Annotated in this window: 23 protein-coding genes and 1 pseudogene; 6 read left to right on the top strand and 18 right to left on the bottom strand. The window is 35.1% G+C overall.

Annotated elements, in window-relative coordinates; translation table 11 throughout:
- Positions 1-93 precede the first annotated feature (93 nt).
- The 5 genes and pseudogenes from AC1Z3S_RS08780 to AC1Z3S_RS08760 form a co-directional block, all read right to left on the bottom strand.
- Positions 94-1,272, bottom strand: coding sequence for an MFS transporter (locus AC1Z3S_RS08780; RefSeq protein ID WP_461740055.1), 1,179 nt, complete (start codon positions 1,270-1,272; stop codon positions 94-96).
- A gap of 103 nt (positions 1,273-1,375) precedes the next feature.
- The gene (locus AC1Z3S_RS08775; RefSeq protein ID WP_461740054.1) at positions 1,376-1,747 is read right to left on the bottom strand and encodes a dihydrofolate reductase family protein; all 372 of its coding nucleotides are present in this window, start codon (positions 1,745-1,747) and stop codon (positions 1,376-1,378) included.
- Entirely contained in the window at positions 1,744-2,094 is a 351-nt protein-coding gene (locus AC1Z3S_RS08770; protein ID WP_461740053.1) for a hypothetical protein, read from the bottom strand. Before AC1Z3S_RS08770 ends, AC1Z3S_RS08775 begins: the two co-directional genes overlap by 4 nt.
- A gap of 153 nt (positions 2,095-2,247) precedes the next feature.
- Positions 2,248-4,029 (bottom strand): annotated as a pseudogene (locus tag AC1Z3S_RS08765) (ABC transporter ATP-binding protein).
- The gene (locus AC1Z3S_RS08760; RefSeq protein WP_461740052.1) at positions 4,016-5,761 is read right to left on the bottom strand and encodes an ABC transporter ATP-binding protein; all 1,746 of its coding nucleotides are present in this window, start codon (positions 5,759-5,761) and stop codon (positions 4,016-4,018) included. Before AC1Z3S_RS08760 ends, AC1Z3S_RS08765 begins: the two are co-directional and overlap by 14 nt.
- 167 nt (positions 5,762-5,928) lie before the next feature.
- Between AC1Z3S_RS08760 and AC1Z3S_RS08755 the strand changes: the two genes are divergently transcribed.
- Complete coding sequence (locus AC1Z3S_RS08755; RefSeq protein WP_461740051.1) at positions 5,929-6,768, top strand: helix-turn-helix transcriptional regulator; 840 nt, start codon at positions 5,929-5,931, stop codon at positions 6,766-6,768.
- 201 nt (positions 6,769-6,969) lie between these two features.
- Here the strand turns inward: AC1Z3S_RS08755 and AC1Z3S_RS08750 are convergent, their stop codons facing one another.
- The 4 genes from AC1Z3S_RS08750 to AC1Z3S_RS08735 all read right to left on the bottom strand — a co-directional run bounded on the left by AC1Z3S_RS08750 (position 6,970) and on the right by AC1Z3S_RS08735 (position 9,965).
- A complete protein-coding gene (locus tag AC1Z3S_RS08750) occupies positions 6,970-8,364 on the bottom strand; it encodes a hypothetical protein (protein ID WP_461740050.1) in 1,395 nt (464 codons plus the stop codon).
- A gap of 180 nt (positions 8,365-8,544) precedes the next feature.
- Positions 8,545-8,784: a DUF262 domain-containing protein gene (locus tag AC1Z3S_RS08745; protein WP_461740049.1), complete on the bottom strand. Its 240-nt coding sequence runs from the start codon at positions 8,782-8,784 to the stop codon at positions 8,545-8,547.
- Between the two features lie 636 nt (positions 8,785-9,420).
- Positions 9,421-9,747, bottom strand: coding sequence for a hypothetical protein (locus AC1Z3S_RS08740; RefSeq protein ID WP_461740048.1), 327 nt, complete (start codon positions 9,745-9,747; stop codon positions 9,421-9,423).
- A gap of 35 nt (positions 9,748-9,782) precedes the next feature.
- Positions 9,783-9,965, bottom strand: a complete 183-nt coding sequence (locus AC1Z3S_RS08735) for a DNA cytosine methyltransferase (protein ID WP_461740281.1) — start codon at positions 9,963-9,965, stop codon at positions 9,783-9,785.
- A 284-nt stretch (positions 9,966-10,249) separates the two neighbouring features.
- On the opposite strand from AC1Z3S_RS08735, the gene AC1Z3S_RS08730 reads away from it, so the two are divergent.
- Entirely contained in the window at positions 10,250-12,835 is a 2,586-nt protein-coding gene (locus tag AC1Z3S_RS08730) for a TrlF family AAA-like ATPase (protein WP_461740047.1), read from the top strand.
- Positions 12,836-12,970: 135 nt separating this feature from the next.
- Here AC1Z3S_RS08730 and AC1Z3S_RS08725 read toward each other — a convergent pair whose 3' ends face one another.
- From AC1Z3S_RS08725 to AC1Z3S_RS08685, 9 genes are all read right to left on the bottom strand, one after another.
- A complete protein-coding gene (locus AC1Z3S_RS08725; RefSeq protein ID WP_461740046.1) occupies positions 12,971-13,723 on the bottom strand; it encodes an ABC transporter permease in 753 nt (250 codons plus the stop codon).
- Entirely contained in the window at positions 13,720-14,607 is an 888-nt protein-coding gene (locus AC1Z3S_RS08720; protein WP_461740045.1) for an ABC transporter ATP-binding protein, read from the bottom strand. The genes AC1Z3S_RS08725 and AC1Z3S_RS08720 overlap by 4 nt, the downstream gene beginning before the upstream one ends.
- Positions 14,608-14,622: 15 nt before the next feature.
- A complete protein-coding gene (locus AC1Z3S_RS08715; RefSeq protein WP_461740044.1) occupies positions 14,623-16,287 on the bottom strand; it encodes an ABC transporter transmembrane domain-containing protein in 1,665 nt (554 codons plus the stop codon).
- Between the two features lie 21 nt (positions 16,288-16,308).
- Positions 16,309-17,538, bottom strand: a complete 1,230-nt coding sequence (locus tag AC1Z3S_RS08710) for a radical SAM protein (RefSeq protein WP_461740043.1) — start codon at positions 17,536-17,538, stop codon at positions 16,309-16,311.
- Positions 17,539-17,540: 2 nt separating this feature from the next.
- A complete protein-coding gene (locus AC1Z3S_RS08705; RefSeq protein WP_143350939.1) occupies positions 17,541-17,786 on the bottom strand; it encodes a hypothetical protein in 246 nt (81 codons plus the stop codon).
- Between the two features lie 237 nt (positions 17,787-18,023).
- Positions 18,024-18,500, bottom strand: a complete 477-nt coding sequence (locus AC1Z3S_RS08700; RefSeq protein ID WP_461740042.1) for a CPBP family glutamic-type intramembrane protease — start codon at positions 18,498-18,500, stop codon at positions 18,024-18,026.
- A gap of 651 nt (positions 18,501-19,151) precedes the next feature.
- On the bottom strand, positions 19,152-20,417 hold the full coding sequence (locus AC1Z3S_RS08695) for a sensor histidine kinase (RefSeq protein WP_461740041.1): 1,266 nt from the start codon (positions 20,415-20,417) through the stop codon (positions 19,152-19,154).
- Positions 20,414-21,145 (bottom strand): LytR/AlgR family response regulator transcription factor, encoded by a 732-nt coding sequence (locus AC1Z3S_RS08690; protein ID WP_461740040.1) that lies wholly within the window; start codon positions 21,143-21,145, stop codon positions 20,414-20,416. The genes AC1Z3S_RS08695 and AC1Z3S_RS08690 overlap by 4 nt, the downstream gene beginning before the upstream one ends.
- 23 nt (positions 21,146-21,168) lie before the next feature.
- Entirely contained in the window at positions 21,169-22,029 is an 861-nt protein-coding gene (locus AC1Z3S_RS08685; protein WP_461740039.1) for a helix-turn-helix domain-containing protein, read from the bottom strand.
- 181 nt (positions 22,030-22,210) lie between these two features.
- Between AC1Z3S_RS08685 and AC1Z3S_RS08680 the strand changes: the two genes are divergently transcribed.
- From AC1Z3S_RS08680 to AC1Z3S_RS08665, 4 genes are all read left to right on the top strand, one after another.
- Positions 22,211-22,561, top strand: a complete 351-nt coding sequence (locus tag AC1Z3S_RS08680) for a hypothetical protein (RefSeq protein WP_461740038.1) — start codon at positions 22,211-22,213, stop codon at positions 22,559-22,561.
- A gap of 203 nt (positions 22,562-22,764) precedes the next feature.
- On the top strand, positions 22,765-23,610 hold the full coding sequence (locus AC1Z3S_RS08675; protein ID WP_461740037.1) for a rolling circle replication-associated protein: 846 nt from the start codon (positions 22,765-22,767) through the stop codon (positions 23,608-23,610).
- 40 nt (positions 23,611-23,650) lie between these two features.
- The gene (locus AC1Z3S_RS08670; protein WP_461740036.1) at positions 23,651-23,926 is read left to right on the top strand and encodes a helix-turn-helix transcriptional regulator; all 276 of its coding nucleotides are present in this window, start codon (positions 23,651-23,653) and stop codon (positions 23,924-23,926) included.
- A 65-nt stretch (positions 23,927-23,991) separates the two neighbouring features.
- Positions 23,992-25,287: a site-specific integrase gene (locus tag AC1Z3S_RS08665; protein ID WP_461740035.1), complete on the top strand. Its 1,296-nt coding sequence runs from the start codon at positions 23,992-23,994 to the stop codon at positions 25,285-25,287.
- Positions 25,288-25,291: the final 4 nt, after the last annotated feature.

Below are 25,291 nucleotides of genomic sequence, written 5' to 3'. Positions count from 1 at the left end.
TAGATTCTTGAAGTGACCGTCGGAGTTAGCTTTTTAGGCTAACTTTTGCGGTGCTTCCTACAAATCTATTTTAAAAGAGGTGCTTTTTTGCTATTAAACTTCTCCCAGATAAATTTTCCGATTAAAAATTGCCGTTAACACTGCGATGGCAATAAAAATTATTCCGACAACTTGCAAAAGCAAACTTGGCTGATTAACGCCTAAAAAACTAAAGCCTTGAATAAAGTAAGGCGAAAAGGTCGAACCTAAATTGTAAGCAATTAAAATTGCCGTCGTCCCAAACTTAGCGGAATCACCGCCAGCCGAAGTAAATAGATGATTAAAAAAAGGCATGATATTGCGAAAGGCAAAGCCCAGGCCACCGGAAAGAATAATCGTTAGGGGAATTGATGTTGAAATCGTCGTCAAAATGATAAAGGTCCCCGCTAAAAAGGCTGCTGTCGGCAGAACATAATTTTCCAAAATGGTGTATGTTTTGCCGAATAAATTCCCCGCAATAAAGGCGCCAATCGAAATGCCCGCAATCATATTACTCCCCTGTGTAGCATCGCCAATGCCCTTTTCTAAAAGCAGCGGGGTGATTTGCAGATTAAAAATAATAAACAAACCGACAATCACAAATAACAAACAAGCCAGCTGAATCATCTTTACCTTGACTGCCGGAGCAGCTTTTGCTGCTATTGTTAAATCAGCGGTGATCGCTTGTGCAGAGTTTTTTTGTTCTGGTAAAAAGAACAATACCAACACAAAGCCAATCAACGAAATGCCATAGACCAAAAAGGACAGCTGCCAAGAAATTTTAACCAGCTGGCCGACACTGATTGTCATCACGATGCCCCCCAGTCCTTCAAAGGCACTTTCCAAACCTAGTGCCCGCGCCCGTTTTGTCAGAGAATCTTGATATAAAGCGCTGACCATTTGGATAATCAGTCGATTGAATAGCCCAATGCCTAACCCTAAAATGCAGCGGGATAAAAATAATAGCGCAAAGGATTGATTAAACCAAGCCGGTAGCGTGCCAAAAATTGCCACAATCAATAAGCCTGCCAAAATTGTTTTCTTTTGCCCCAGCTGCTTTTCAACTATGCTAGTCAGGAAAACTCCGGCAATAATAAATAGCGCTGGAATTGTCGTAAACAAACTGATAAAAGTTTGACTGACTGTGGGAAAGCTAGCCGCTATCGCCGGAATATTAGCAGAGATTGCCGGCGCCGAAGCAATCACCAAAGCCGCTGACAAGAGTGCGAGCAATTGTTTTTTTCGTTGATCCATCTTTTTTACTCCTCTAAACTCATTCTGTCTTTACTTTAGAGGAAAGCTGACCAGACCACCAATACTTATAATATTTTTTTGTATGCCTTTAAAGCATGGAAGTTTATTTTTTAACTGAATAACGCAGCCACAAGGTGCCGTCTGCTTGCTTTTCCACTTGTTCTAAGGAAAAGGCAACGGCTTGATTGTCACTCAAATTGCCGCTTTCAAAAACCGAAGGACTCTCAGAGGCGCCATCGGCCACTGGCGCCACCACCAGACTGACTTCATCACAGACCCCCGCTTCAATAAATGACCAATTCAATAGTCCACCGCCCCCTAGCATCACTGAATCCAAAGCAAAATATTGTTGCAATTTTTCCAGCGTCAGCTGTGGATCAATCTGTTCTTGACCAGCAATCAGATAGGGAATGTTTCGTTCCCGCAGGAAAGCTTTGTATTGGTCGCTGACTTTTTCCGTTAACACTTCAATCACTGTCGCCGTCGTGTCTCGATAGGTAATCGTATTTTTTGCCAGCCGAGTTTTCCCGAGGGATCAATCGAAATATAATAAATCTTTCGACCGGTCTCGGTGATAAAATCCCCATCAGGAACCTCTGGAAATTTTTCCGGCAGCTCAGGCTTCTGATAAAAAGTAAAATTATCATCCGTCGTTTTCCGGCCAGACAGCCAGCCTTGATTTTTGTAAAAAGGCGCTTGACCAAAAGCCAGCTGATAGAAAAAGTCGCCGGCCCGCTCTCCTTCCGGTGTCTCCATGTACTTGCCGGTAATTTTTCCATCCAATGAAATCAGCATGTGACAAAAAACAAAAGGTTTCGTCATTATTCTTCCTCCTCTAAAGTAAATTCTATCTTTACTTTAGAGGAAAGCGGCTGGATACGCCAATGCTTAGTTGGGTTTTGAGTATGCTTTCGGGGCATGGAAAAAGGTGGCGATTTTAAATTTCTAATCGCCACCTTTAACTAATTTTTTCTCCTATATCGCCCGTAACAAATCATACTGGGATTGATACAAATAATAATACAAGCCTCTAGACACCATCAATTCATCATGACTACCAGCTTCAGCAATTTCACCTTTGTTGATGTAAAAAATCTTATCAGAATGTTTGATTGTCGATAGCCGGTGGGCAATGATAAAGGAAGTCCGCCCTTTTAGCAACTGGACCAAACCTTTTTGCTACAGCTCCTCCGTTTTCGTATCAATACTAGAGGTGGCTTCATCCAAAATTAAAATTTTTGGATTGGCTAGTAACGCTCGGGCAAAGGAAATCAATTGGCACTGACCAGCAGATAAGGTATTGCCCCGTTCTTCCACCACTGTTTGATAGCCATCCTTTAATTCCTTAATGAAATCGTGTGCCCGCACGACTTTCGCCGCTTCAATTACTTCTGCTTCTGTTGCATCTAATTTGCCGTAACGAATATTATCCATAATCGAGCCGGAAAAAATAAAGGTATCCTGTAACATCACCCCCATTTGCCGCCGCAATGAATGCAACGTAACATCCCGCACATCGTAGCCATCGATTTTGACATTGCCTGAAGAAACATCATAAAACCGACTTAAAAGATTAATAATCGTTGTCTTCCCAGAACCAGTTGGCCCAACTAAAGCAATACTTTGACCGGCTTCAACCTGAAAGCTGACTTGATTCAAAATATTTTTCCCCGCTTCAAAGGAAAAGCTGACATCTTGAAAGTCAATGTCGCCGGTGATAGCAGGCAATTCAATCGCCGTCGGTGCATCTTGAATCACCGGCTTTTCGTCCAGCGTTTCAAAAATTCGTTCTAGATAAGCGGTGGCGGTAATTAGCGAATTATAAAAATTCGCAATATTGATAACTGGATTCCAGAAATTATTAATATAAGAAATAAAGGCAATTAGCGTTCCCACAGAAACATCGACACCCATTTGTCTGACACCAACAAAATAAATCAAGCTGGTGGTAATAACCGAAATATTTTCCACCCCCGGCCACATCAGAAATTGAATTTTAACCGCCTTCATAAAAGATTGGCGGCAATCATCGCTGACCGTTTGAAACTCCTGATAATTTTGCGCTTCCCGGGCAAAGGATTGGGTAATCTTGATGCCAGCAATGCTTTCGTGAATATAGGCGTTCATATTTGATTGCTTGTTCGACAAGGTTTGGTAAGCCGCCCGCTGACGATTTTTAATAAACAGTACCATAATAATCAGCACCGGCAGCAACGCCAAGCTATACAAGGTCAGCCTGAAATCAATCGCAAACATAAAGACGAGGGTAATCAAGATATTAAAGACATCCGACACGAGATTAATCAGGCCATTGCTCAGCAAATCGCTCAGCGTATTGATATAATTAACCACACGAATCAAAATTTTGCCGTGGGGTCGATTATCAAAATAAGAAAAAGGCAGCTTTTGCAAATGTTGAAAAATATCAAAGCGCATATCCTTCAAAACATCTTGACCGATTTTCGTAATTTGGAAAATACGGTAGCGTAAGCAGAGGCCGACAATGATTAATATTGTGAGAAAGCCTGCGCCAATCAACAGCAGTTCATTTGTGTTTCTTTGGGGAATCGATGTGTCAATGGCAATTTTGGTGAACAGCGGCAAGAGCATACTCCCACTATTAGCTAGAATTATCGTTCCCAAAACGAGGACAATCGGCTTGCGGTAAGGCGTTACATATTGCCCTAAGCGTTTAAAATCCTGCCAGTTAAAACTTTTTTCTAATTCTTCATCGACATCGTATTTATTGCGAGCCATTTTCCTCAGCTCCTCCCAGTTGTCTTTGGTAGACTTCAAAATATTTGCCCCGTTTTGCAATTAATTCTTCATGGGTGCCCTGTTCAATAATTTTGCCTTTTTCCATCATCAAAATGACATCGGCTTTTCGCACAGAAGAAATCCTGTGGGCAATGATGAAAGTCGTCTTCTGCTGAGTCAGATTTGTCAATTTTTCTTGGATTTTAATTTCCGTCTCCATATCGACAGCAGATGTTGTATCATCCAAAATCAGGACAGCCGGGTCTTTGGTCAAAGCCCGGGCCAAGGAAATCCGCTGCTTTTGACCGCCGGAAAGACCAACGCCCCGCTCACCCACCAGCGTTTCATAGCCCTCTGGCATCCGATGAATAAACGCATCCGCATCGGCAATCGCCGCCATCTGCTGAATCATCTCTGGGTCGGCATAAGGATTTCCAAAAGCAATATTTTCCGCAATCGTATTGGAAAATAAAAAGACATCCTGCATCACCATCGAAATTTTTTCTCGTAATTGCCGCACTGGATAGGTCTTGATATCTTTGCCGTCAATCAAAACTGTGCCCGCCGTCGGGTCGTAAAAACGCCCGACTAAATTGACCAGTGTGGATTTACCAGAACCCGTCTCTCCTAAAATACCAATCGTCTGCCCTTGTTTAATTGTAAAAGAGACATCCGCTAGAATTTCCTTTTCCGGATCATCAGGAAAAGCAAAAGACACATGGCGAAACTCCACATCTCCTTTAATTTGCTGAATATCTGACGCCGCTCCGATAGGAATTTCTGATTTGCGATTTAACATTTCCCGAATCTTAATACAAGAAGCCGAAAAACGCTGGACATCATTAATCAGCCAACCGCTCATCCGCAAGGGATTGTTCAGCATCCATAAATAGCCATTGAAGGCCACCAATTCTCCTAATGACATTTGACTGTTAATCACTAAAAAGCCACCCAACACCAAAACTGTCATGCCTAAACTACCCGCCAGTCCATCTAGCAATGGCAAATATTTTCTAGAAACTCCGGCCAGATTTAAATTTCGCTGTTTAAAATCAGCGTTAAAGTGATTGAACTTTTCAATCTCAAAAGCCTCTTGGGCGAAGGCTTTGACCACGCGGTTACCGCCGATATTCTCCTCCACCATCGAATTTAGCCGGGAAAAGCTTTCGCGAATTTCAATAAATAATGGGTGGGCATCCCGAGCCATCCGATTTGTCAAAATAAAAATAAATGGCGTAATCGCCACCAACGCCAGCGTCAGCCGCAAATTAATCGTACTCATCACAATGATTGCTGAAATAAACCAAATCACGCACTCCAACACGTTATAGCTGACCCACGAAACAAAATGGCGAATCGCATCCGTGTCTCCCGTCATCCGGGCCATAATATCGCCGACCCGCGTATGATTGAAAAAGCCAAAGTCCAGCTCCTGCAATTTTTGATAGAGGTCCCCCCGCAGCGCATAAATCGTATCCTGACCCACCTGCTCCCAAATAATTTGATAACTATAACGAACAATCGTCCGCAGCAGCGTCGTGCCAATCATCACCGCCAACAATGGTAGCAACAGCCCCGCATCTCCTTGATAAATCACCCGGTCCACAATAACTCCCGCAACATACGGATTGACAATCACCAACCCCGCATTCAATAAAATAAATAATAACCCCAGAAAAACTTTTCGCCTGTCCCTTTTGGCATAACGCCAAATCCACTGCAAATCTCCCATTTTCTTTTCACCTTCCTTTTAGGAATTTCCCTCTAGATTTTTTAAGAAAAATCCCACCTTGTTTGCATGTAAAAGTTTAATGAAAATAGTTGCCAATGAGAATGGATTTTCTTTGTCTAGATAATGTAAAATATTATTTATATGAGTGAGGAAATGAGGGGCCTTCGATGAATTTTATTTCGCCAAAAACTTTTAGTCCTGAGGTCATTTACCTATTTGACCCGTGGAATAATGACCGCAATTTTTCCAATATGCACAGCCATGATTTTTTAGAAATCAGCATTATTTTAGAGGGAGAAGCCATCTATCAATTTGAAGGAGAGGAGCCAATCTCTTTAGCCGCCGGAAACGTGATGATTTTCAATCCCGGCATGCGCCATCGGGAATGGCAGCAGCCAGATACTTTTTCCCATCAACTTCATATCGGCATTCGCAATATTTCCTTAGATGGTTTCAAGCGCAATTTTCTGCCCCACGACCATCCACGGCCAAATCTGGGCAAGTACCAGCACTTTGTTTTGCAAAAAGCCTGGCAGGCCATCAACGAAGTCGAACAGCAACAGTCAGAAAGTGCTATGATGCAAAAAATCATCATCATCGAAATGCTGATTTATATTTTGCGGGCCCTCAATACTGAAAACGATATCAAAATGTCCAACCTGCTCTCCGACAATGAAAATCGCCAGCAAAAAATCGTCAACCAAGTGCTCTACTATATTGAAAACCATTATGACCAAGAAATTACTCTAGAAATGCTGGCCCAAGACCATTTTGTCAGCGCCACCTATCTCTCGCGTATTTTCAAAGAGCTGATTGGCATCAGCCCCATCAGCTATCTGATTGATATTCGCCTCAATCACGCCAAATATCTGCTAGAAAAAAAACAGCACACCGTTGGCGACGTCGCCAAGCTAGTGGGCTATCAGGATACGTTTCATTTTAGTAAATCTTTTAAGAAGAAATTTGGGAAGGCGCCATCGTTGATGTTGGGGGATGAGGGGGGATGAATGCTATACTATTCAAATAACACTATCAGGTTAAAGAAAAGACACTACCTATGCTAAGGAAGTGTCTTGTTAGAATCAAAGAGAAAATAAATGGCACATAGTTTTCAATGAAATCAAACTCATATATTTCACCTAAAATGGCTCATTAATATTCTTGAACCAATTTTGGAGTACTCCTCTATTGGTATTGCACATGTTCACCTATCCTAAATTTTTAACCAGTGCATTTATTATACTATTTCCGCGATTTTTTATAATTGCCTGAGTATTGGAAAAATCATTAGTATTTTTTTCTATTTCGATTTTGACATCTATTAAGCTTTTCTTTTGGGGATAAAAATTTAAATCTATGAATTCCTCTTTTATATCAGAGATATCATCATTAACATAATCATACATAAATTGTTCTTTTTTCCCTCTATTTACGTTTTTCTCAAGAAACATCAGATTTCCTAATGTACCTCCAGATATTAATGCTTGGCTTGAAGCTTTTGAAATTAATTTCCTTGGAATCACATGTTCTAAGTCATACTCAGCGCTATTATATAAATTACTATCAAATGACGCATTTATTGTATACAGCATTTTAGCTACTGGTTCAAAATTTATCGATTTTTTTTGCAATTGCTCATCGTACCACTTCATTAAAGAGTTATTCAAGTTCTCAGATGATATATCGTTTAAATATTTGTTATTAAATTCAATTGCAATCTGATCCAACTTGCTATCGCCAGACCCCGACCAATTGCCCTCAACTGTATCATATACATACCATTTCAGTAAATGTTTTTTTATTCTGTCATAGTCCTTTGCTGAGCTATGTTTCGTTTGTAAAGTCAAGCTTGTCAAATTTAGATCATACCTAGTGTTCCATAAAGACGCAAAATAAGAGAGGATCTGGAAATTTGTTCCGAGTGAGTATCTGAAACTATCAATATCACCAGGATTATGAAGATATTTTTTAAAATACTTATTTAAATCTTTATAGATTGTTATTGCGGACTTTATTACTCCTTCAATCAAATTAGCATCTTTAAAAAATTCCCTATTTTTTTTATCAATTATTGAACTTAAATCTTTATTCTTCACACCTAAAATAATTGCCATTGTTGAATAACCAATTTCGTTAGCCGTATCATCTGTACTATTATTCCAAAAAACAGGTGTTTCTTCAATAATTATTTTTCCAAACGAAAAACATAGCTCGGCAATATTTATTTCAGAGTTTTCACGCATTAAATCAGGGTTAAAATTTTCAATTTCAATCCCTCGTTCATTCTCCAATATTTCGTACCAATTAATTGTTCTTTCTAAAAGTTCTAGATTATAATATTCTCCACTCAATAAAACATTATACTTGTACCATTGGGCTGCAAACACTTGATATTTTGATAGCTTCTTACCCCCTCTATTTAGATTTTCAAATACTGTAGCTAACTCAGTATCTGAACCGGTGAAAACAATTGTTGGAATATCTATTTGAGAAATATCTAAAAAATCACGTATTTCATTTTTTAAGCTGTCAGAGATTTTTATTATCTCAATAAGACTAGTATCTATAGTTGGAATTGTTTCGGCTAACTCTTTTTTTAACAAATCGAATAGTGCAAGAGATTCTGTATTTTCATTTAACGTACTAACAAAGTTTTTGAATACTTTTTCAATAATATTTCTAAAATTTGTAACCGTCGTTGTGGGGGTTTCTTCTCTTATAAAGAGATTTAATGTTTGAGATATAAAACTATCAATTGGTATATATTCTTGAGGATTTTCTCGTTAATCTCTTATAGTAGTAAACCTTTGTAACCCATCGATTAAAGATATTTTTTCTTCATTTGGATACTGATACACTAGAATGGCACCAAATGGGTATCCATTATGGAGTGTTTCAATAAAACTTTTCTTTTCTGCTTTGGACCAAACTAATTTCCTTTGAAAAGATGGCAATACTACTGTTTGATCCAAATCATCAAAATTGTATTTTTCAATTTTGTATTTTGATTTTGTTGAGCTCATGAATATCTCCTCCACTTTATTTTATTAGATCATAGTTATAAAAAGATTTCTAGTCACATTTAAATATCCATCTTTTGTATAGCAATAATTGTGCGAATAATATTTCATCTTGTGACATTCTAAGAGTTGTAAACAAAATGGATAATTCAATTTTCAAATATAGAAATTGAAGAATTAGACAAGACGCACAAAAAAAGACACTCTCCAAAAATGGAAAGTGCCTTCTTTGTTTAAATTGAATGGTACTCGATTTCTTTGAAATCTCCGTCCCATACTGTATTCGTAAGCGAATAAATTCGCAACGACTCCAGCAATTAACGTTTTGAGAACTGACTAGCTTTACGAGCTTTTTTAAGACCTGGTTTGCCCAACCGATTTTTCAAACAGCTTCATAATGCTTTAATAGCAATGATTTAAAGAGATTGAAACAAGAAAAATTTTATTGACTTTCAAATTATTTGAAAGCAATGGTGTCAATTACCTGCGAGCCGATTCAATTCTATCAACCAATTTCACATCATTCAACAATTAAATATTTTTATCTAAAAACTTTTAGTTATCCTACTCTACATCATTTGATTCCAACTTAAATAGTTTCTACTATCTCTTTACCAATTTCTGTTACAAGTCCTACAACTAACGCATTTCCCATCGTAAAATATCGATTTGTTTAGTGATACACTCTGTTTTTTTCCATCTCTCCTGGAACATATTAATTAATTCTGCTTCTTCAGGAGAGATTAATCTTTTTTTATTGTTCCCCGAATCTTTAACAACATGACTCATTTTAGAAATTGTGTGCTCACTCGTAATCATTGTTCTTGCTGGTTCGTCCAAACTGTCTGGATAGGTGATTGCTCCCATTCCACATTTATAAGGATGCCCCGTTTTAGATATTTTTATCTCTCGAAAATCCGCCTGTAGCTCAGCAAACTTCTTTTTTTGTTTCTGTGATAAATACAATGAATCATCTTCAATATTCGACTTGATTATTGTTCTTAAAGCAAGTACATTAGCACTCCTTTTTTACCTTCTATTCCTTTAGCTCCTGATGAAGCAACGGAGTAGTCCTGACAAGGAAATCCTTGTACTAATAAGTCCATATCTGGAATACTGGTCTTATCTATCTCACTAAAATCTTCATTTGTTACATTTGTTTCCGGACAACGTTTTTTATATATTCTAACCGCAAACTGATTATTACGAGACGGTTTATACTAACACTAGATTAGTATTGATTGGAGTACTTTTTATTACAATCTCTTCTAGTGTTTATTTATGGAAACGAAAAAAATAATTCTATAAATATCGCAAAGATACCTCAATCACGAGGTATCTTTGCGATTGGGGTCACAATACACAAATCTAATTTGCAAAACACATTTGTTTTATCTTATCATCTATACAAAGCGTTTCCAATGATGTACATTTATCAATATACATGCCAAAAATCGGGAGGAAAAATATGTTTGAAAATGGTACTCAATGGATTCGCGCAGACTTTCATCTTCACACCAGAAAAGATAAAGAATTCAAATATTCAGGAGATGAGGACAGATTTGTTTCGGACTATATTGATAAATTAAAGGAAGAAAAAATCGGATTAGGGGTTATTACCAATCACAATAAATTCGATTTAGGAGAATTTAAAGCACTCAAAAAAAAAGCTAATAAATCCGATATTATTCTTCTTCCTGGTGTTGAACTATCTGTTAAAGAAGGTTCTAATGGTATTCATTGTCTAATAGTATTTAAAGATACCGATTGGATTAACGGACAGAAAGAATCAATTAATCAGTTCCTAGATGAAGTATTTAAAAACATAGACAATCGAGAGAACGAAAATACAAGATGCGCTCAAGACCTTCCACAAGTAATGTCCACATTAAATTCTTATGGAAAAGACTATTTTATTCTAATGGCGCACATAGAGCAAAAAAGCGGTTTTTATAAAGAATGTAATGGCGGCCTCATAAACTCGTTAGCGAACAACTCAGATTTCAAATCTCGAATTCTCGGTTTACAAAAAGGCAGAACTAGAGATAAAATGCGGCAAATCAAAGAGTGGATGGGTTACGAACTACCCTATATTGAGGGCTCTGACTGTAAATCGATTTTGGATATTGGTAAAGGGAAACATAGCTATATAAAAATTGGAGATAACTGTTTTGATGCTGTAATGCTCGCTTTTAAAGATTTCAAAAATCGAATTTCTTCTACAAAACCGGAAATAACTCACGGTTATATTCAATCAATTGAGTTTATCGGTGGAAAGCTAAATAAGCAAATAATTAATTTATCTGCGGAATTAAACTGTTTAATCGGAATAAGGGGAAGCGGCAAATCAAGCATCATAGAGGCAATAAGGTATGCACTAGACATGTCCCCCTCTTCATCTGATTCAGATTACAAAAAAGATGTAGTTAGTAATCTTCTCGGATCTGGTGGGCAAATTATTTTAAAGTTGTATGATAACTTCGGTAAATCATATAAAATTAAAAGAATTCTAGGTGAACAGCTTCACGTTACTGATACAAACAATCAAGTAATAGGTGCAAGGGCAAGTTCAATTTTAAAATCACCATTGTACTTTGGGCAAAAAGATCTCTCTTCAATGGATAATGGATTTGAATTAAATTTATTAGATAAGATGGTTGGTGAAGCACTCCCGTCTTTACACACTAAAACTTTAGCTGTTGAAAATGAAATATCAGATAAGATTAAAGAACTTATAACCTTGGAAGATAAAATAGACTCTGTTACAGATCTATCGAATACGTTATCTGACATTGAGTATAAAATAAAAATTTTTGAAGAAAAAGGACTATCAGATAAACTTTCAAAACAAGTAAACTTTCAAAAAGATAAACTGACTATTGACAAAATCAATAAATTCGTTAAGAAATATAAACAAGCTCTAAAAGAGATTATCTCGTCAGATAATATATCTGAACTAATTTCGTTGGAGTCCATTGACTCAGAAGAAATACCTACTGTATTTAACGATTTAAAAATAGAGATTAAAAACATAACCAATACGCTAAAAGATATTGAAAAAATAATTACGATTGTTGAGAAATCACAAAATGAAATAGAATCTTTATCAAGCACATTTAATTCAATTGTGACTTCTTTAGAAGAAGAATTTGCAGAAATCAAAAGAGAAATTGATATTCCTAACTTAAATCCAGATGAATTTTCAAATTTGAAAATAAGGCAAGCTGAATTAATTGAATCTATTCAGAAGATTATTAGTCATAATTCTGAGAAAGACATACTAACTACTGAGCTTAAAGTTTTAATTTCTCAAAGAAATGATGCTTTACTTGAAGAGTTGGGTATTTATAAAAGTGAGATAGCTAAAATTAATGCAAGTCAAGATTCCTTACAATTAGCAATTTCGTTTAAAGGAAATAAAACTAACTTTCTAACAAAGTTGAAATCTAGTTTAAAGGGCACCGGAGTTACTACTTCTGGATATAACCAATTATTAGAAGTCCTGCCAGATTTTACAGCATTAGTTATTGATGTGTTTCTTGATGAAGGAAAAATTATATCTTCCGTGCTACCCGAATCACATGTAGTCAAAGTTAAACAAAGGGTAAGAGAAAATTACAATTCTTTTCTAAAAATCAGAACACCAAATTTAATAACCATAAATTACCATGGAAAACCTATTACGAAGCACTCCATTGGTCAACGGGCTTCGGCTTTAGTTCTATTTATTCTTTCGCAAAAAGATAACAACTTAATAATGATTGATCAGCCTGAAGATGATTTAGATAATCAAGTTATCTATAACGAAATAATTAAAGAGATTAAGCTTAGAAAGCCGGATGTCCAATTCATTTTTGCAACCCATAATGCGAATATCCCTGTTTTGGGAGATTCTGAGCAAGTAATCGCTGTTTCATATGATCCAGAAAAGATCGAAACTACTACTGGGAGTATTGATGATAAACTAATTCAAAATAAGATTGTAGATATTATGGAAGGTGGACAAGAAGCCTTTAATAAGAGAACCGAAATCTATAATTTGTGGAAAAATTAAAAGTACTAAAAAAGGCCTCACATAAGTTGGGCCTTTTTGTATGGAGGTATTGATAAGATTGATACGGAGCTCTTAAAATAAGAATACTTAGTTAAATTAATATAAAATCACTCTGCTTATATGTCGATAATTTTACTAGTAATCTTTTTTTTTCAAAAAATTAATAGTCACATAAATCAGTGTTCCAATAATAAATCCCATTATAAACAATTGGTACGTTACTATTAGCAATGAGAAATCATTATCATCAATTAATGTATAATACCCTGGTATCCATATACGAATGCTCTGAATGCTAGAAATAAATTTCAATAAAACATAAACAGATAAAGATAAGAGGACTGCCCTAAAAGTTCCGAAGTTTACTGACACTACCATCGCTATAGAAATAAACAGAATAAGAAATAATACTCCACAAATACTCACAAGGAGCAAGCGACTATGGTAACCTTCAATATCCCAACTGATTCCCAATCCATTTTTTGATCTCGCTACAAAAACAATATAGTATAGACTGGAAAGAGCCATGCTAAGGATATAAAATAACACTAATACCTCTACAATCGAAATAAACTTCCCTAAAGCCAATGATTTTATTGATCTGACTCGTGTGATTTCTAACATGAATTGCCCATCAGAAATTTCTCCACCTAGAGTCCCTGCAGCTAAGAAAGTAAATAAGACAAGTGGAATTCCGAGCATCATTAATAAGGCCCACATACTTGTAGAAAAAGAGATAAGATCCAATTTCCCATTTATATCTATGAAACTCCAATTGAAATAAATTCCCAAAGAATAGACTAAAGAAAAATTACTGAGTAAAAAAATACCAATAAAAATTTTTCTTTTCCACATTTTAAATAGTTCTACGTTGATAACATCCCTCATTTAGGATCACCTCTAAATAAATCTACCAAATTATCATTCGTTACCTGAATATCAGTAATCTCCCCATGATTTTGATAGATAATCTTTAAAACCCTATCAATCAGTTCATTCTTTGCCTCAAATAAAACATCGTTATGCTTTATATCAGCAATTGATTGCAATTGATTAAGTAATAGCTTATCTGGATTATTCAACTTGATAAGGTATTTCTTACTAGAGTTTTTCGTCACTTCCTTAACTTTCTGATTAGTAATATATAAATATCTATCACTAATCTGCTCAACTTCATTTAACTGATGTGACGATATCAATATCGTAATATCCAAGTCCTTTCTCAAATTCGAGATGAAGCCAAGTAAGTGCTCAATTCCCACTGGATCTAAACCCACAAACGGTTCATCTAATATTAGGAAATCTGGTGTCCCCATTAAAGCCATTGCTAATCCAAGTCGCTGTTTCATCCCGAATGAATAACCCTTCACTCTCTTCTTAGAATTTGGTAAGTCAACCAAATCCAATAGTCCATTAATTTCTTCTGCAATTTCAGTCTTAGTTTTTCCTTGCCAATGATTTGCATATTTTCCGACAGTATACAAGTTGTCATACCCACTCAAATATTCAAATAATTTACAATCTAACAGATAACCAAATTCCCTTCTACTTTTAAAGGACTTCAAATAATTCGAGTTTCCCTTATACTTAATTTCGCCAGCTTCAGAAGAGGTTAGGCCAAGTATCACCTTCATTAAAGTAGTCTTACCTGATCCATTTACTCCAAGTAATCCAACTATTTCCCCTTTCGTTATCTCAAATGAAATATTATCTAAGACTGTTTTAGTGTCATATTTCTTTACTAATTGATTGACAGAAAGTAATAGTTCCATAAAATCCCTTCCTTATCAGGAGTTTTTCAATTTTTTAAAGAGTCCATCATGGTTCAAAATTTCCGAATAACTACCTTGTTCAACGATAGTGCCGTTATCAATAAAAATCACCTCATCAACAGAACCCAAAATATTTTCTCGAAGATCATGCGTGATAAAAACAATTGTATAGTCTACTGTTGACAGAAGTTCTTCCAAAATATCTCCTCCTGTTTTATAATCCAATGCTGAAGTCACTTCATCCATAAGGAGCAGGTTTGATTGATCTGCAATTAATCTTGCAATAGCTATCCTTTGCTTTTCACCACCAGATAGTGAATTCCCATTTTCACTAAATTTAGAACTTCCATATCGAGCCCTAATCCTAGGAAGCTTAGCCATACGGATAGCTTTTTCTACTTCCTTCTTACTTCGTTCAGACAAAAGTGTAATATTATTTTTTAGATTATCATTGAAGATATACGGTTCCTGATGGGCAAATGAAGATCTTATCTTCTCATCTGATTTGCTTAGATTTTTTCCGTTATAGATTATTTCGCCACTATAACAATTCAATAATCCACCGATAATTTTTAGCAAGGTAGTTTTTCCACTTCCACTCTTACCAACAATGGCATATTTTTTACCCTTTTCAAAAACCAAATTGATATTATCTAAAATTGTTATACCCTTTTCTGACTCATAACTGACATTTTTCAACTGAAGTTTTTCAAATGGTTCATCCAAAATTTTGGGCATTTCAGTAGGAGAATCTATTTTGTCTACATATTTTTCTAACTTAGTCCGTATAGTTTTACTTCCAATTATCTCTATTACTGACGTTCCAAAAACTTGCAAGGGTTGAATTATCATATTTGCCATTTGAGTAACTGCTACCATCTCGCCCAATGATAACCTGTTTGATAAAACTAAAAAGCCGCTTGTACATAAACAAATAATCAAATTGAAATACTGGAGCGTTCCCATCATCAAATTATAAGCACCATTTTGATTTTTTAGTTTTTGTTGATTATTCTCCATTTGTTCTAAAAAACTGCGATTCCTTTTCTCAAATCTTTCCTCAACTTGAAAGGATTTGATCACTGTAAATCCTCCAAAAATATCCTTAAGGTCATTCAGATAATTACTTTTCAATCTTGAAGTTTTTTCAGTCAATGAATCTATTTTCTTACCTAGTAAGGAAGGAATTATTAAGGAAATAACAGAACAAAAAAATACCACAAAAGCAACTAATGGGCTTAGTAATAGCAGATAACCAAAGGCAAAAAAAAGAATAAAAGAGCTTTGAATTAGTTGTAAGATATTGTCCAGAAAATACTGTTCAAAAACTTCTAGGTCGTAATTGAAAAGATTAATTTTCTCACCTACAGTAGATTTTTCATACTGAGTTATATTCATGTGAAGAATACTTCTGATTATTCTACTTTTAACCGAAATATGGATTTTTTGAAGTAGGTGAGACTCAGATTTCACACTTAAGAAATGAAATAAAAAGTTAATTATCAAAAATATAAAAAATAAACACAGGGTGATATAAAACATTTTCCAATTTTTTTTGGAAATTGCATCGATAAAATTTTGAATAATCGGAGCAAAAGAAATTCCTATTAAGCTAGCTATCAGTGAAAGAATAGAAAATTGTATCACTAATATTTTTTCCTTCATAATTATCTTAGTCATTTCATACCCCTAAAATTATGATTAATTGTTTAGAAAAAGATTTGTAGTTAGATTTTCGTAATAGTTAAAAAACAACTCGCAATAAGGATCTTTTTTGTATATATCACGATGTTTCATATAGGCTCTCGCACGACACCCTCCTCCACACAAATATTTGTATTCACATCTATTACAACCTTTAACATTGTCTACCGATATAGAGGAAAAAAGTTTATTGGTATTCTCACGCATGTGAACAATCGTATTGTCTTTAATATTTCCCAAACAAAACTTCTCCTCCATAAGCATATGACACGGATAAACGTTTCCGTCAGTACCAATAGAAATCATAGTCTTTCCAGCTCCGCAATAGTTTTCTGCTTGTAGTGTTTCTCCTCTAATTGCACTATCCTCTAGACTTAAATCACTATCAATCATAAAATTACTGATACTTCTAATGTCTTTAGCATTTGGAAGGAATCTTTTCATTTCCCCTTCAAAACACGCTGAAAGAATACTAAAACTAACAGATACTCCCATCTTTTCAGCCAAGTTTACATATTCCAAAAGTTTATCTGCATTTAAATGATGAACCGTGGGAATGAGATTTACGTTATTTCCATTCTCCTTTAACAATGAAACGGTATCCATTATTCTATTGAATATACCTGAATCTCTAATAAATGAAGGACATTCGGCTGAATATGAATCCACAGAAACAGAAACTGTATCAACGAATTTAGACATTTCAGAAATAATCGCTTTGTTATAAACTGTCCCATTTGTAATTAATACAATATTTGGTATCTGACACTCTACTTTCGCGAATCTCAAAATTTTAATAAGATCCCGTCTTAGTAGAGGCTCCCCTCCTGAAAAAACAAGGTTTTCAATTCCAGCATCTTTAAGCTGTCTTATTCCATTAAGCATATCCTCAAGAGATAAATCTTCATCACGATTTCTTTTCTCATCATAAGAGTAGCAACCCACACAGTGTAGATTGCATCTGTTTGTCAAATGTAAGTAAGCAGTGACAACTTGATCTTTCTTTATAAATGGACTATCTGAAATAAATTCATTTTCAATTAGATAGTTAAAGAAATCTGATTCCTCATCAGTTAATTGATTTTTTTCCGAGACTTGATGACTTATTACATCTTTATAAAATGCCAACCCTCGTTGATCAATTCCTGCAACAACGCCATTATCAAAATTGAAAAGCATATCAATATCTTTTACCTTTGCATAAGCTACATCAGGATTAATATACATTTCTATCCTCTTTTCATTTTTTTGACTATAATTCTAAAAAGCTCAATGATTACAAACGTTAATAAAAATATCATTAATATGGTCGAAAAATTATTGCTGAAATTTACATCTGCAATTGTTAAATTTCCTGATTTCCCAGCAAGTTCTTCTGTGTTTGCTTTAATTTGATTGACAACTTTCTCTGATACTATTAAACCAATAGAGAAGAACAATGCGAATGAATATCCAATTGATAAAACGACGTCCATAACGATACATCTTTTGATACTTCCAACACTTGGTACAATAAACACGACAGACAATGAATAAAGAACTATCGGGATAAGAACAATTAAGAAAAACACTGATAATAAGTTGAAAGTTTTAATTTGTAGGACGTTGTATATCCACAATAGTACAAATAAAATCGGAAAAATAAACCTCACTATTCTTTTAAACAAGAGTCTTCCCCCCTTTTTCTTTCCTATTTCTCCTGTTCAGTACTTCTACGCAGCAATCAAAATTAAGTTATAAAATGCATGTATAGCTGAGGTATATAACAATGATTTTGATTTTAAGCGAAAGATACAAAAGAAAACGCCTAATGGAAACCTGTAAATCAAATTGTCCACTGGCGATTCTCCAATATGTCCAACCACTGAAAAAATTACCGAACTGATAATGATACTAGAAATAATTCCCCAAGATTCTAGTAATCTTTTTAAAATGATATTTCGATACAAGAACTCTTCACAAAAGGCCGCTATCATATAGTGAATCATTAGAAATAAAGTAATTTGACTACCAAACTTATCTTTATTAGTAACAAAGTAAATCAACGAAAAAAGCAAAATTCCAACAGCGCTATAAGCTATTTCTCGTTTTCTACATTTTAGATCTAAGAGATTCCGATTGCTTCTCGATAAAACCAAGATATATATCAAAGGAATAATAAACAGAGAAACTAAAATAGGTAAAGTCATACTAATAAAAATCGTTGATTCAAACGGGAGAATACTACCGAGCAAGATAAACACTAGCAAGCAAATTCCAGTTAGTACCGAAATAGCAATACTGAAAAACAGACTGTTTAGCTTTTCATATTTTAAACTTTCACCCTTAGTTGGATTATTCGTAGGAATTCACACCTTTCAATATAGCGATGACACCACTTTCTAACGTAATGTCATCGCTATAAAGTTGTTGCTCTTCGTTTGATTCGAACCTTATTGAGTCAGAAATAATGACTAATAAAGTGCAGTCGATTGCTTTTAAACATCACTTTTAATTTCTTTGATGTAGTGACCCACAGATGCACAGAATAGTGCACCTACAGATACGCAACCCGCCTTTTTGCTCTTTTTCGTTGAAAAGAATAGCATAACGAATTCCCCACTTTCTTAAAGTATTGGTCCGAAGATTTAGAACTTAATTCCTCGTCGACACCCAAAGTATAGTACCTATATTCTTCTTTTTAACTTTATCGTTGTAAACTGCTAGTTTTTATGTAGTAATCTGTAAAAAAAATATTATTGGATCCTTTTTTAGATGTAAAAAACCTCCATAAGAACCTTATGTAGCTTCCTATGGAGGTTTACTATATTATTTTGTGAATTGGTTTAGGAAAAAGTAGTTTATTGTGCAATACTCTGCCCTACTGGAATAATAATCAAAACTTTAAACTCATTTTCATTCCATGAAAAATCAGAGTATCCCTCTAATTTCTGAACTCGTTCTCTAATACTATTTATTCCTAATCCGTATCTTCCCTTTCTTTTCGCTGACCGGATCAGCTTACTAGAAATATTCAGATTATTTATCCTAGCCGGATTAGTTACTTTCATAATGATTTTATCATCACGATAATGAATAGAGATTTTTATCTCTTTTTTCGGGGAGTCTATTCTATTACATTCTTCTATCGCATTATCTAATATATTTCCAAGAATCGCACAGATATCGACAACATTATGCTTAAAATCGAGATCTGCCGGAATTTTTAGATCCAGTGAGTATAAAATGTTTTCAGTAGTCATTTCATTTATCTTACTACTTAGTACAGTATCAATGGGCCAACAGCCAGTATATGTTTGGAATGAAGACGTAGCAGTTAGAGTAATATTTTCTAACAACTTCTGTGCTGTATCAACATTTCCTTGCGCTAACTGGAAATTTATACTTAATAATAGATTTTTTAAATCATGCTTTAAAATACGAAATTCTGATTGTTTTCTTAACATTTCGTCATAGTGCTGATTTTGCATTCCAGATAATGTCCGTTGTTGTAATAGGTAAGTTTTTTCAGTTAGATAGTTGTATAAAAAAATGTTCATAATATTTACTATCAATAATCCAATACTTACCCATATACTCTCAAATTGTGAAAAATGAAACGGATACATCAGTGTACCTATCGATAACAGTGGGGTTATAGACAACATAATATATTCTTTAGTTGCCAAGCCAATTTCATTGGTACTCTTAAAATAGTGAAGAAAAAAGATTATTATTAATGACAAAACTGTAATTGATATATAAGACAATATAAACTGTAAGAAAACAACATTAGAAGGATCACTCTGTGTAGCAACCAGTAAACTATTCTGAAATAAAAATAAAAAAATTACATAGAGGTAATGGTACATCTTTTTTGGGGCTGGTCCGTAGAAACAAAATATTACTAATCCAGCTACAACAATAAAAAAAATATAGGTTAAGTTGAACCTTAGATTTTGACTATTTATTGAAATCTTTGTAAAGAGAATCAATAGTATGCAAAGTGTATAAAAAGACACTTTTTTTATTTTTAGTTCTAAGAAGCTACTCAAATAAAACGCAACATACCATCCCTGTAATGAGCCTAAAAAAATGGCCAATATAAGTATAAATAATTCTTTCATATCCCTAATGACCTTTCAATGAAGTTTCTATAGCACTCTACAAATTTTTTCTTCTTCCCTCTACTAATTACCTCTTGATCTCCATTTGTCAAATGAACAATAGTATCCTCTATTCGCTCAATATAATTTAGGTTTATTATCGTCCCGTAATTTACTTGTACAAAAATGGAACTACCCAGATTAGCTATAATGTCTTTTAAGCGAGCATAGTAAACAATATCTTCCTGATTGTTACACATGGTGATTCGAAGTTTTCTCCCCTTCTCGGAGGTAATTCGAATTATTTGATCACATCTTACTTGATATTGCGTACGATTAACCTTTACGAAAAGGTATTGATTATCACTAGAAATTTTATCAACCGCTGCATCTAGGAGAATACGTATTTCATTTTCTTTAACGGGCTTTAGTAAATATCTAAATGGTGAAACTTCAAAGCTTTGAAGAGTATAGTCATCAAAGCTCGTAATATAATTTAATAATACTTGTTGATCACTTTCCCTGATAAACTTAGCAGTTTCAATGCCATTAATTCCATCCATTTCAATGTCTAAAAAAATCATTTGATAAACTATTTCTTGATTCCGAATCCCTCTTAATAAGGATTCTCCACTGCTATAAATATCAATATCTGCTTCCAAGCCCTGATTTATCATATAGGTATCGATCATTTTTTCTAGGAGTGTACTTTGGAGCTCTTCGTCATCACATATTGCAATTTTGTACATAGTCAGCCTCCCAGCAAGAGTTTTTATTTAAACCAGTCTTCCAATTCATCCGTACTGACTTTACTATAAATTCGGATTAGTGCCGGACGTAACGTTTCAAATACCTCTACCAATTCTTCTCCACCAAATCTGCCAGAAAAAGATTTATTCGTTAGTTCTTCAGATAATCGATTGATTAATTCTCGAGTTTTTTGTTGATCTGCCAAGATATTAATTAGTTTTCCCACTAAATACCGATCTTCAAAATTACTATCCGCAAAAAAATCGTACTTATCGACTTCTTGCTTAACCATCTTAACCATATCATCTTTTTTTTCATAATTAAATTCACCGGCTACATCCATGTATTCGATGATATCACTCGTAATAACGGTGATTGCTTCATCTTTTTTCGCATCAGATAATTTACTGGAAAATGGTAAACGATCAATCTCATTGGCTGTCAATTTTTGAATTTCTTCTTTAATAATTTCTTGTTGCAGTTCATAAAAATAATCATCCATAAACTCCTCACATGGATAACCAACTTCATTTTCCCATGCCGGATTCTTAAATTCCCCAGTGTAAAACTCTTCTTTGATGGCTTTCACAACTTCTGGATGTTCTTGCACAATCTTGTTCTGCCCTTTTAACTGCAAGTAGTTCGCAATATACTCTTCAATGTCACCCAAGTAAAACCAGCCTACCGGTTTCCCACTAATACTAGACAATTGGTTAATGACACTTTCAGGGGCTAACGCATAGCCTTGAACATAGGAGCTAATCGTTGGTTTCTTTATGCCTAAACGATTGCCTAATTCCGTAAAGGACAAATTCATGCTCTCTTTTATTTCCTTAATTCGTTGTCCTACCTTCACTTTATCAGGTTGTAATAAACCAAACATAGACTACTTCCTCCTTGTCGTTTTGTTCATTATATCACTCGTATAAAATTTCGTATACATATTTTGATAAAATCACTTGACTTCGTATAAATAAACGTATAAAAAACAAATCATAGATGGCCGTCTATATCTTTTTAAACCAATCGTATAAATTATCGTATATCCAAAAAGGAGGGCTATTATGCCAATTAAAATCAATGATCTCACCTTACCAAAAGAAAAACTCGAAAAAGATTACCAGGTTGTCAATATTACTCGCTGGCAAAAAGACGGAGAAATTCTAGGTTGGAGTTATGAATGTATTCTACCTAAACTCCGCTACGAAAAAATCAGTGTCAAAGTCAAATCTGAAAATCCCGTGATTACGCCGGAAGAACTTACCCAACAAGGTTTAGCAATGGTAACATTTACCAATTTAGTGATTGCACCTTGGGGTCGCTCTAACGGTCAATTCGTCAGCTATGGTTTATCGGCCACGGCAGATGCGGCAACTTTGATTCCGAAAAAACAAGGTAACACTGCACAAAACTAATTTCCTATGAGTTTGTTGGGTGGTTAGGACGAAACGGCGGGGCAGCGCCGTAGAGCCGCTTCTGTCCGTTAAGACCGCCCAATAAATCCATAGGCTGGAAGGACTGCAACGCAGTGCTTCCCCTTAACTTGATTTATAGAACAACATCAGGAGAAAAATGATGGTTCTTTGACAACTGAATACACATCAAGGAGTGATGATTCTTGAAAGCTTATAATCAAAAAATCATTGAAACTCCCACGTACCTTGAAATTTATGATTATGAAGCAATCATTACTCCCAAACAAAAAACAGAAACTATTGAAACCAATCCAAAACGAAAAAAAGAATTAGCTTGGCTTTATGAAGAAAAGAATACAACTACCGAAAAAAGAAAAAACTATAAAGAATTATCCGCTCAAGGGCAATACGACAGCTTAAAACGAAAACAAAAATACTATCAAAATATGCGTTTTGAAATTGCCCGACTCGTGGATATGAACTTCGACAATCAGACAAAATTTTTAACCCTCACTTTCAGAGAAAACATTCAAGACATTGCCTATGCGAATAATGAATTCAAAAAATTTATCAAACGACTAAACTACGAACTCTATCACACAAAAAAAGCAAATCTAAAATACCTTGCCACGTGGGAAAAACAAGAACGAGGTGCGATCCATTACCACATCATCCTGTTTGACTTTCCTTTTATCTCCGTCAATCGCCTTACTACCATCTGGGGACATGGATTTGTCAAAATCAACAAGATTGATGTGGATAGTATCGAAAATCGTGGGCGCTATATCAGCAAGTACTTCGATAAGGCTTTAGATTTGAAAGAGCATAAGAAAAAAGCGTTCTTCAAATCTCGCAACCTCAAAGTGCCCAGCGTCACAAAGCAACTCGTGGATCAACCTTTTGATACCATAAATCAAGAGGTACTTTATACCAATGAGTATCTTGTAAGACGTCCGATATTTTATAGTGCGATAAATGAAGGTGGAAATTCTGAACAAGTGATGGATTTTCAAGAAAGCACTGTTCGCTATACCAAGATAAAAAAATAATTCATTATTCCCTACGCAAAATTCAAAAGGAAGTGAGAATATGACCGAAATGAAAATTTTACTCAGTGATGATCAAATGGACATCATTTCTACTCAACTATCTGATTTAATCACAACTGAAATCGAAAAAATTAAGACACAGGAAAACCTGCAACACCGCTATATGAATAAGAAGCAGACTTGTAACTATTTACAGGTTTCCAATAATACGTTAGATGGCTGGATTAAAGATGGCTTACCCCTCATTCAAATCCACGGTTCAAATAGATTTGACCGTATAGCCATTGATCAATGGCTAGCAAGCCTAGCAAAATAATTCCGACATCGTTATACTCCATATATAGTATTTGATTTCGGCTCGCAAACTCGGAGGGAAATACTATGGCAATTAGCAAAACAGAAAATGAAACTTACCGTTTACGGCTTTACTATCCACAAGATATCCAAGAGATGATAGGTGTAAACAAACTTTATTCCAAAACTTTCAAAACTAGAAAGGAGGCAAAAGAAGCAGAAATTGATTTTTACGCTAAGATTAAAGAGCTACGGGAAAACAAAGAAAAGAATGCTTTTGAACTAGGTGGCGAAGCCCTATTCAAAGATTTCTATGAAGATATCTGGATTGATGCTTATACGGCTGGTTTAACTTCTCGAAACACGAAGTCTCCCACTCCTGTCACAATCGCGAATACAAAAGATATTTTTCGACTTCACATCTTACCCATGTTCGGAAAATACACATTGAACTATTTGAATCAAAACAAAGCCTTTGTTCTAAAAATTATGACACAAAAGGCTGCTGAATACGCAAACTTCAAAATACTACGTAGCTACGTTAATTCTATTTTTGATTGGGCAGAAGAGCTTGAATACATTGAACGGAATAAACTAGAAAAATCGCTTAAACGGATTAATGCTACTAAGAAAAACCAATTACAAGAAGCAAGAAAAGAAGAAGATTTGTACCTTTCCTTTGACCAACTTCAAGAATGGCTAACTGCCGTCCAAAGTGATTATGAAAGCGGGCAATTGACTTTACAGGACTATGTATTATTTCTGACTACCTTCTTTTTATCTGATCGCAAATCAGAAACTTACGCCATCAAATGGAAGAACGTGAATTTCTCTACCTCCCAGATTACGATTGGCAAAGCCTTAGATAAATTCGGCAATGAAAAAAACACAAAAGGGAATAAAACGACAATTTTCCATATTCCAAATGAGCTAAAGCAATTACTTCAACAGTGGAAAGTCCAACAAAAAGAAGAACTAGCTCAGTTTGAAATCGAACAAACCGAAGAACAGCTACTCTTTACCTTCTTTGATGATAAAGGGAATATCAATCAAAGGCTTCATACAGATTATTTGAACTACCGCATGAAATCCATTGAGCGACGACATAAACACCTTACCCATGCGACTCCACACAAGTTACGGCATACTGGGGCAACTTTAGCTAAACAAGCTGGTGTCGCTCTAGAACAGATTTCTGAAGCATTGACTCACAGCGATACCAACATCACAAGAACCTATGTAAATACACCAAATGTGATTCAAATGCCTATTGGTGAAATTGCCTATCGTAAATTGTCTCAAAAAGAGTCAGACCGGAATGGTGTCAACAATGGTGTCAACTCAAAAAAAGACGCTTCGCAAAGTGAATTGCGAAACGCCTGAAAGT

It is taken from the genome of Enterococcus sp. LJL90, assembly GCF_056924355.1.
Note: the sequence above shows the minus strand (reverse complement) of the source record. Positions and strands in the feature narration are given on the sequence as shown.

Bases quoted from the DNA above. Each gene is read 5' to 3' on its own strand.
- AC1Z3S_RS08780 (WP_461740055.1), bottom strand. From the start codon at position 1,272: ATGGATCAACGAAAAAAACAATTGCTCGCACTCTTGTCAGCGGCTTTG.
- AC1Z3S_RS08770 (WP_461740053.1), bottom strand. From the start codon at position 2,094: ATGACGAAACCTTTTGTTTTTTGTCACATGCTGATTTCATTGGATGGA.
- AC1Z3S_RS08760 (WP_461740052.1), bottom strand. From the start codon at position 5,761: ATGGGAGATTTGCAGTGGATTTGGCGTTATGCCAAAAGGGACAGGCGA.
- AC1Z3S_RS08755 (WP_461740051.1), top strand. From the start codon at position 5,929: ATGAATTTTATTTCGCCAAAAACTTTTAGTCCTGAGGTCATTTACCTA.
- AC1Z3S_RS08745 (WP_461740049.1), bottom strand. From the start codon at position 8,784: ATGAGCTCAACAAAATCAAAATACAAAATTGAAAAATACAATTTTGAT.
- AC1Z3S_RS08730 (WP_461740047.1), top strand. From the start codon at position 10,250: ATGTTTGAAAATGGTACTCAATGGATTCGCGCAGACTTTCATCTTCAC.
- AC1Z3S_RS08725 (WP_461740046.1), bottom strand. From the start codon at position 13,723: ATGAGGGATGTTATCAACGTAGAACTATTTAAAATGTGGAAAAGAAAA.
- AC1Z3S_RS08720 (WP_461740045.1), bottom strand. From the start codon at position 14,607: ATGGAACTATTACTTTCTGTCAATCAATTAGTAAAGAAATATGACACT.
- AC1Z3S_RS08715 (WP_461740044.1), bottom strand. From the start codon at position 16,287: ATGACTAAGATAATTATGAAGGAAAAAATATTAGTGATACAATTTTCT.
- AC1Z3S_RS08710 (WP_461740043.1), bottom strand. From the start codon at position 17,538: ATGTATATTAATCCTGATGTAGCTTATGCAAAGGTAAAAGATATTGAT.
- AC1Z3S_RS08705 (WP_143350939.1), bottom strand. From the start codon at position 17,786: ATGGACGTCGTTTTATCAATTGGATATTCATTCGCATTGTTCTTCTCT.
- AC1Z3S_RS08700 (WP_461740042.1), bottom strand. From the start codon at position 18,500: ATGACTTTACCTATTTTAGTTTCTCTGTTTATTATTCCTTTGATATAT.
- AC1Z3S_RS08695 (WP_461740041.1), bottom strand. From the start codon at position 20,417: ATGAAAGAATTATTTATACTTATATTGGCCATTTTTTTAGGCTCATTA.
- AC1Z3S_RS08690 (WP_461740040.1), bottom strand. From the start codon at position 21,145: ATGTACAAAATTGCAATATGTGATGACGAAGAGCTCCAAAGTACACTC.
- AC1Z3S_RS08685 (WP_461740039.1), bottom strand. From the start codon at position 22,029: ATGTTTGGTTTATTACAACCTGATAAAGTGAAGGTAGGACAACGAATT.
- AC1Z3S_RS08680 (WP_461740038.1), top strand. From the start codon at position 22,211: ATGCCAATTAAAATCAATGATCTCACCTTACCAAAAGAAAAACTCGAA.
- AC1Z3S_RS08670 (WP_461740036.1), top strand. From the start codon at position 23,651: ATGACCGAAATGAAAATTTTACTCAGTGATGATCAAATGGACATCATT.
- AC1Z3S_RS08665 (WP_461740035.1), top strand. From the start codon at position 23,992: ATGGCAATTAGCAAAACAGAAAATGAAACTTACCGTTTACGGCTTTAC.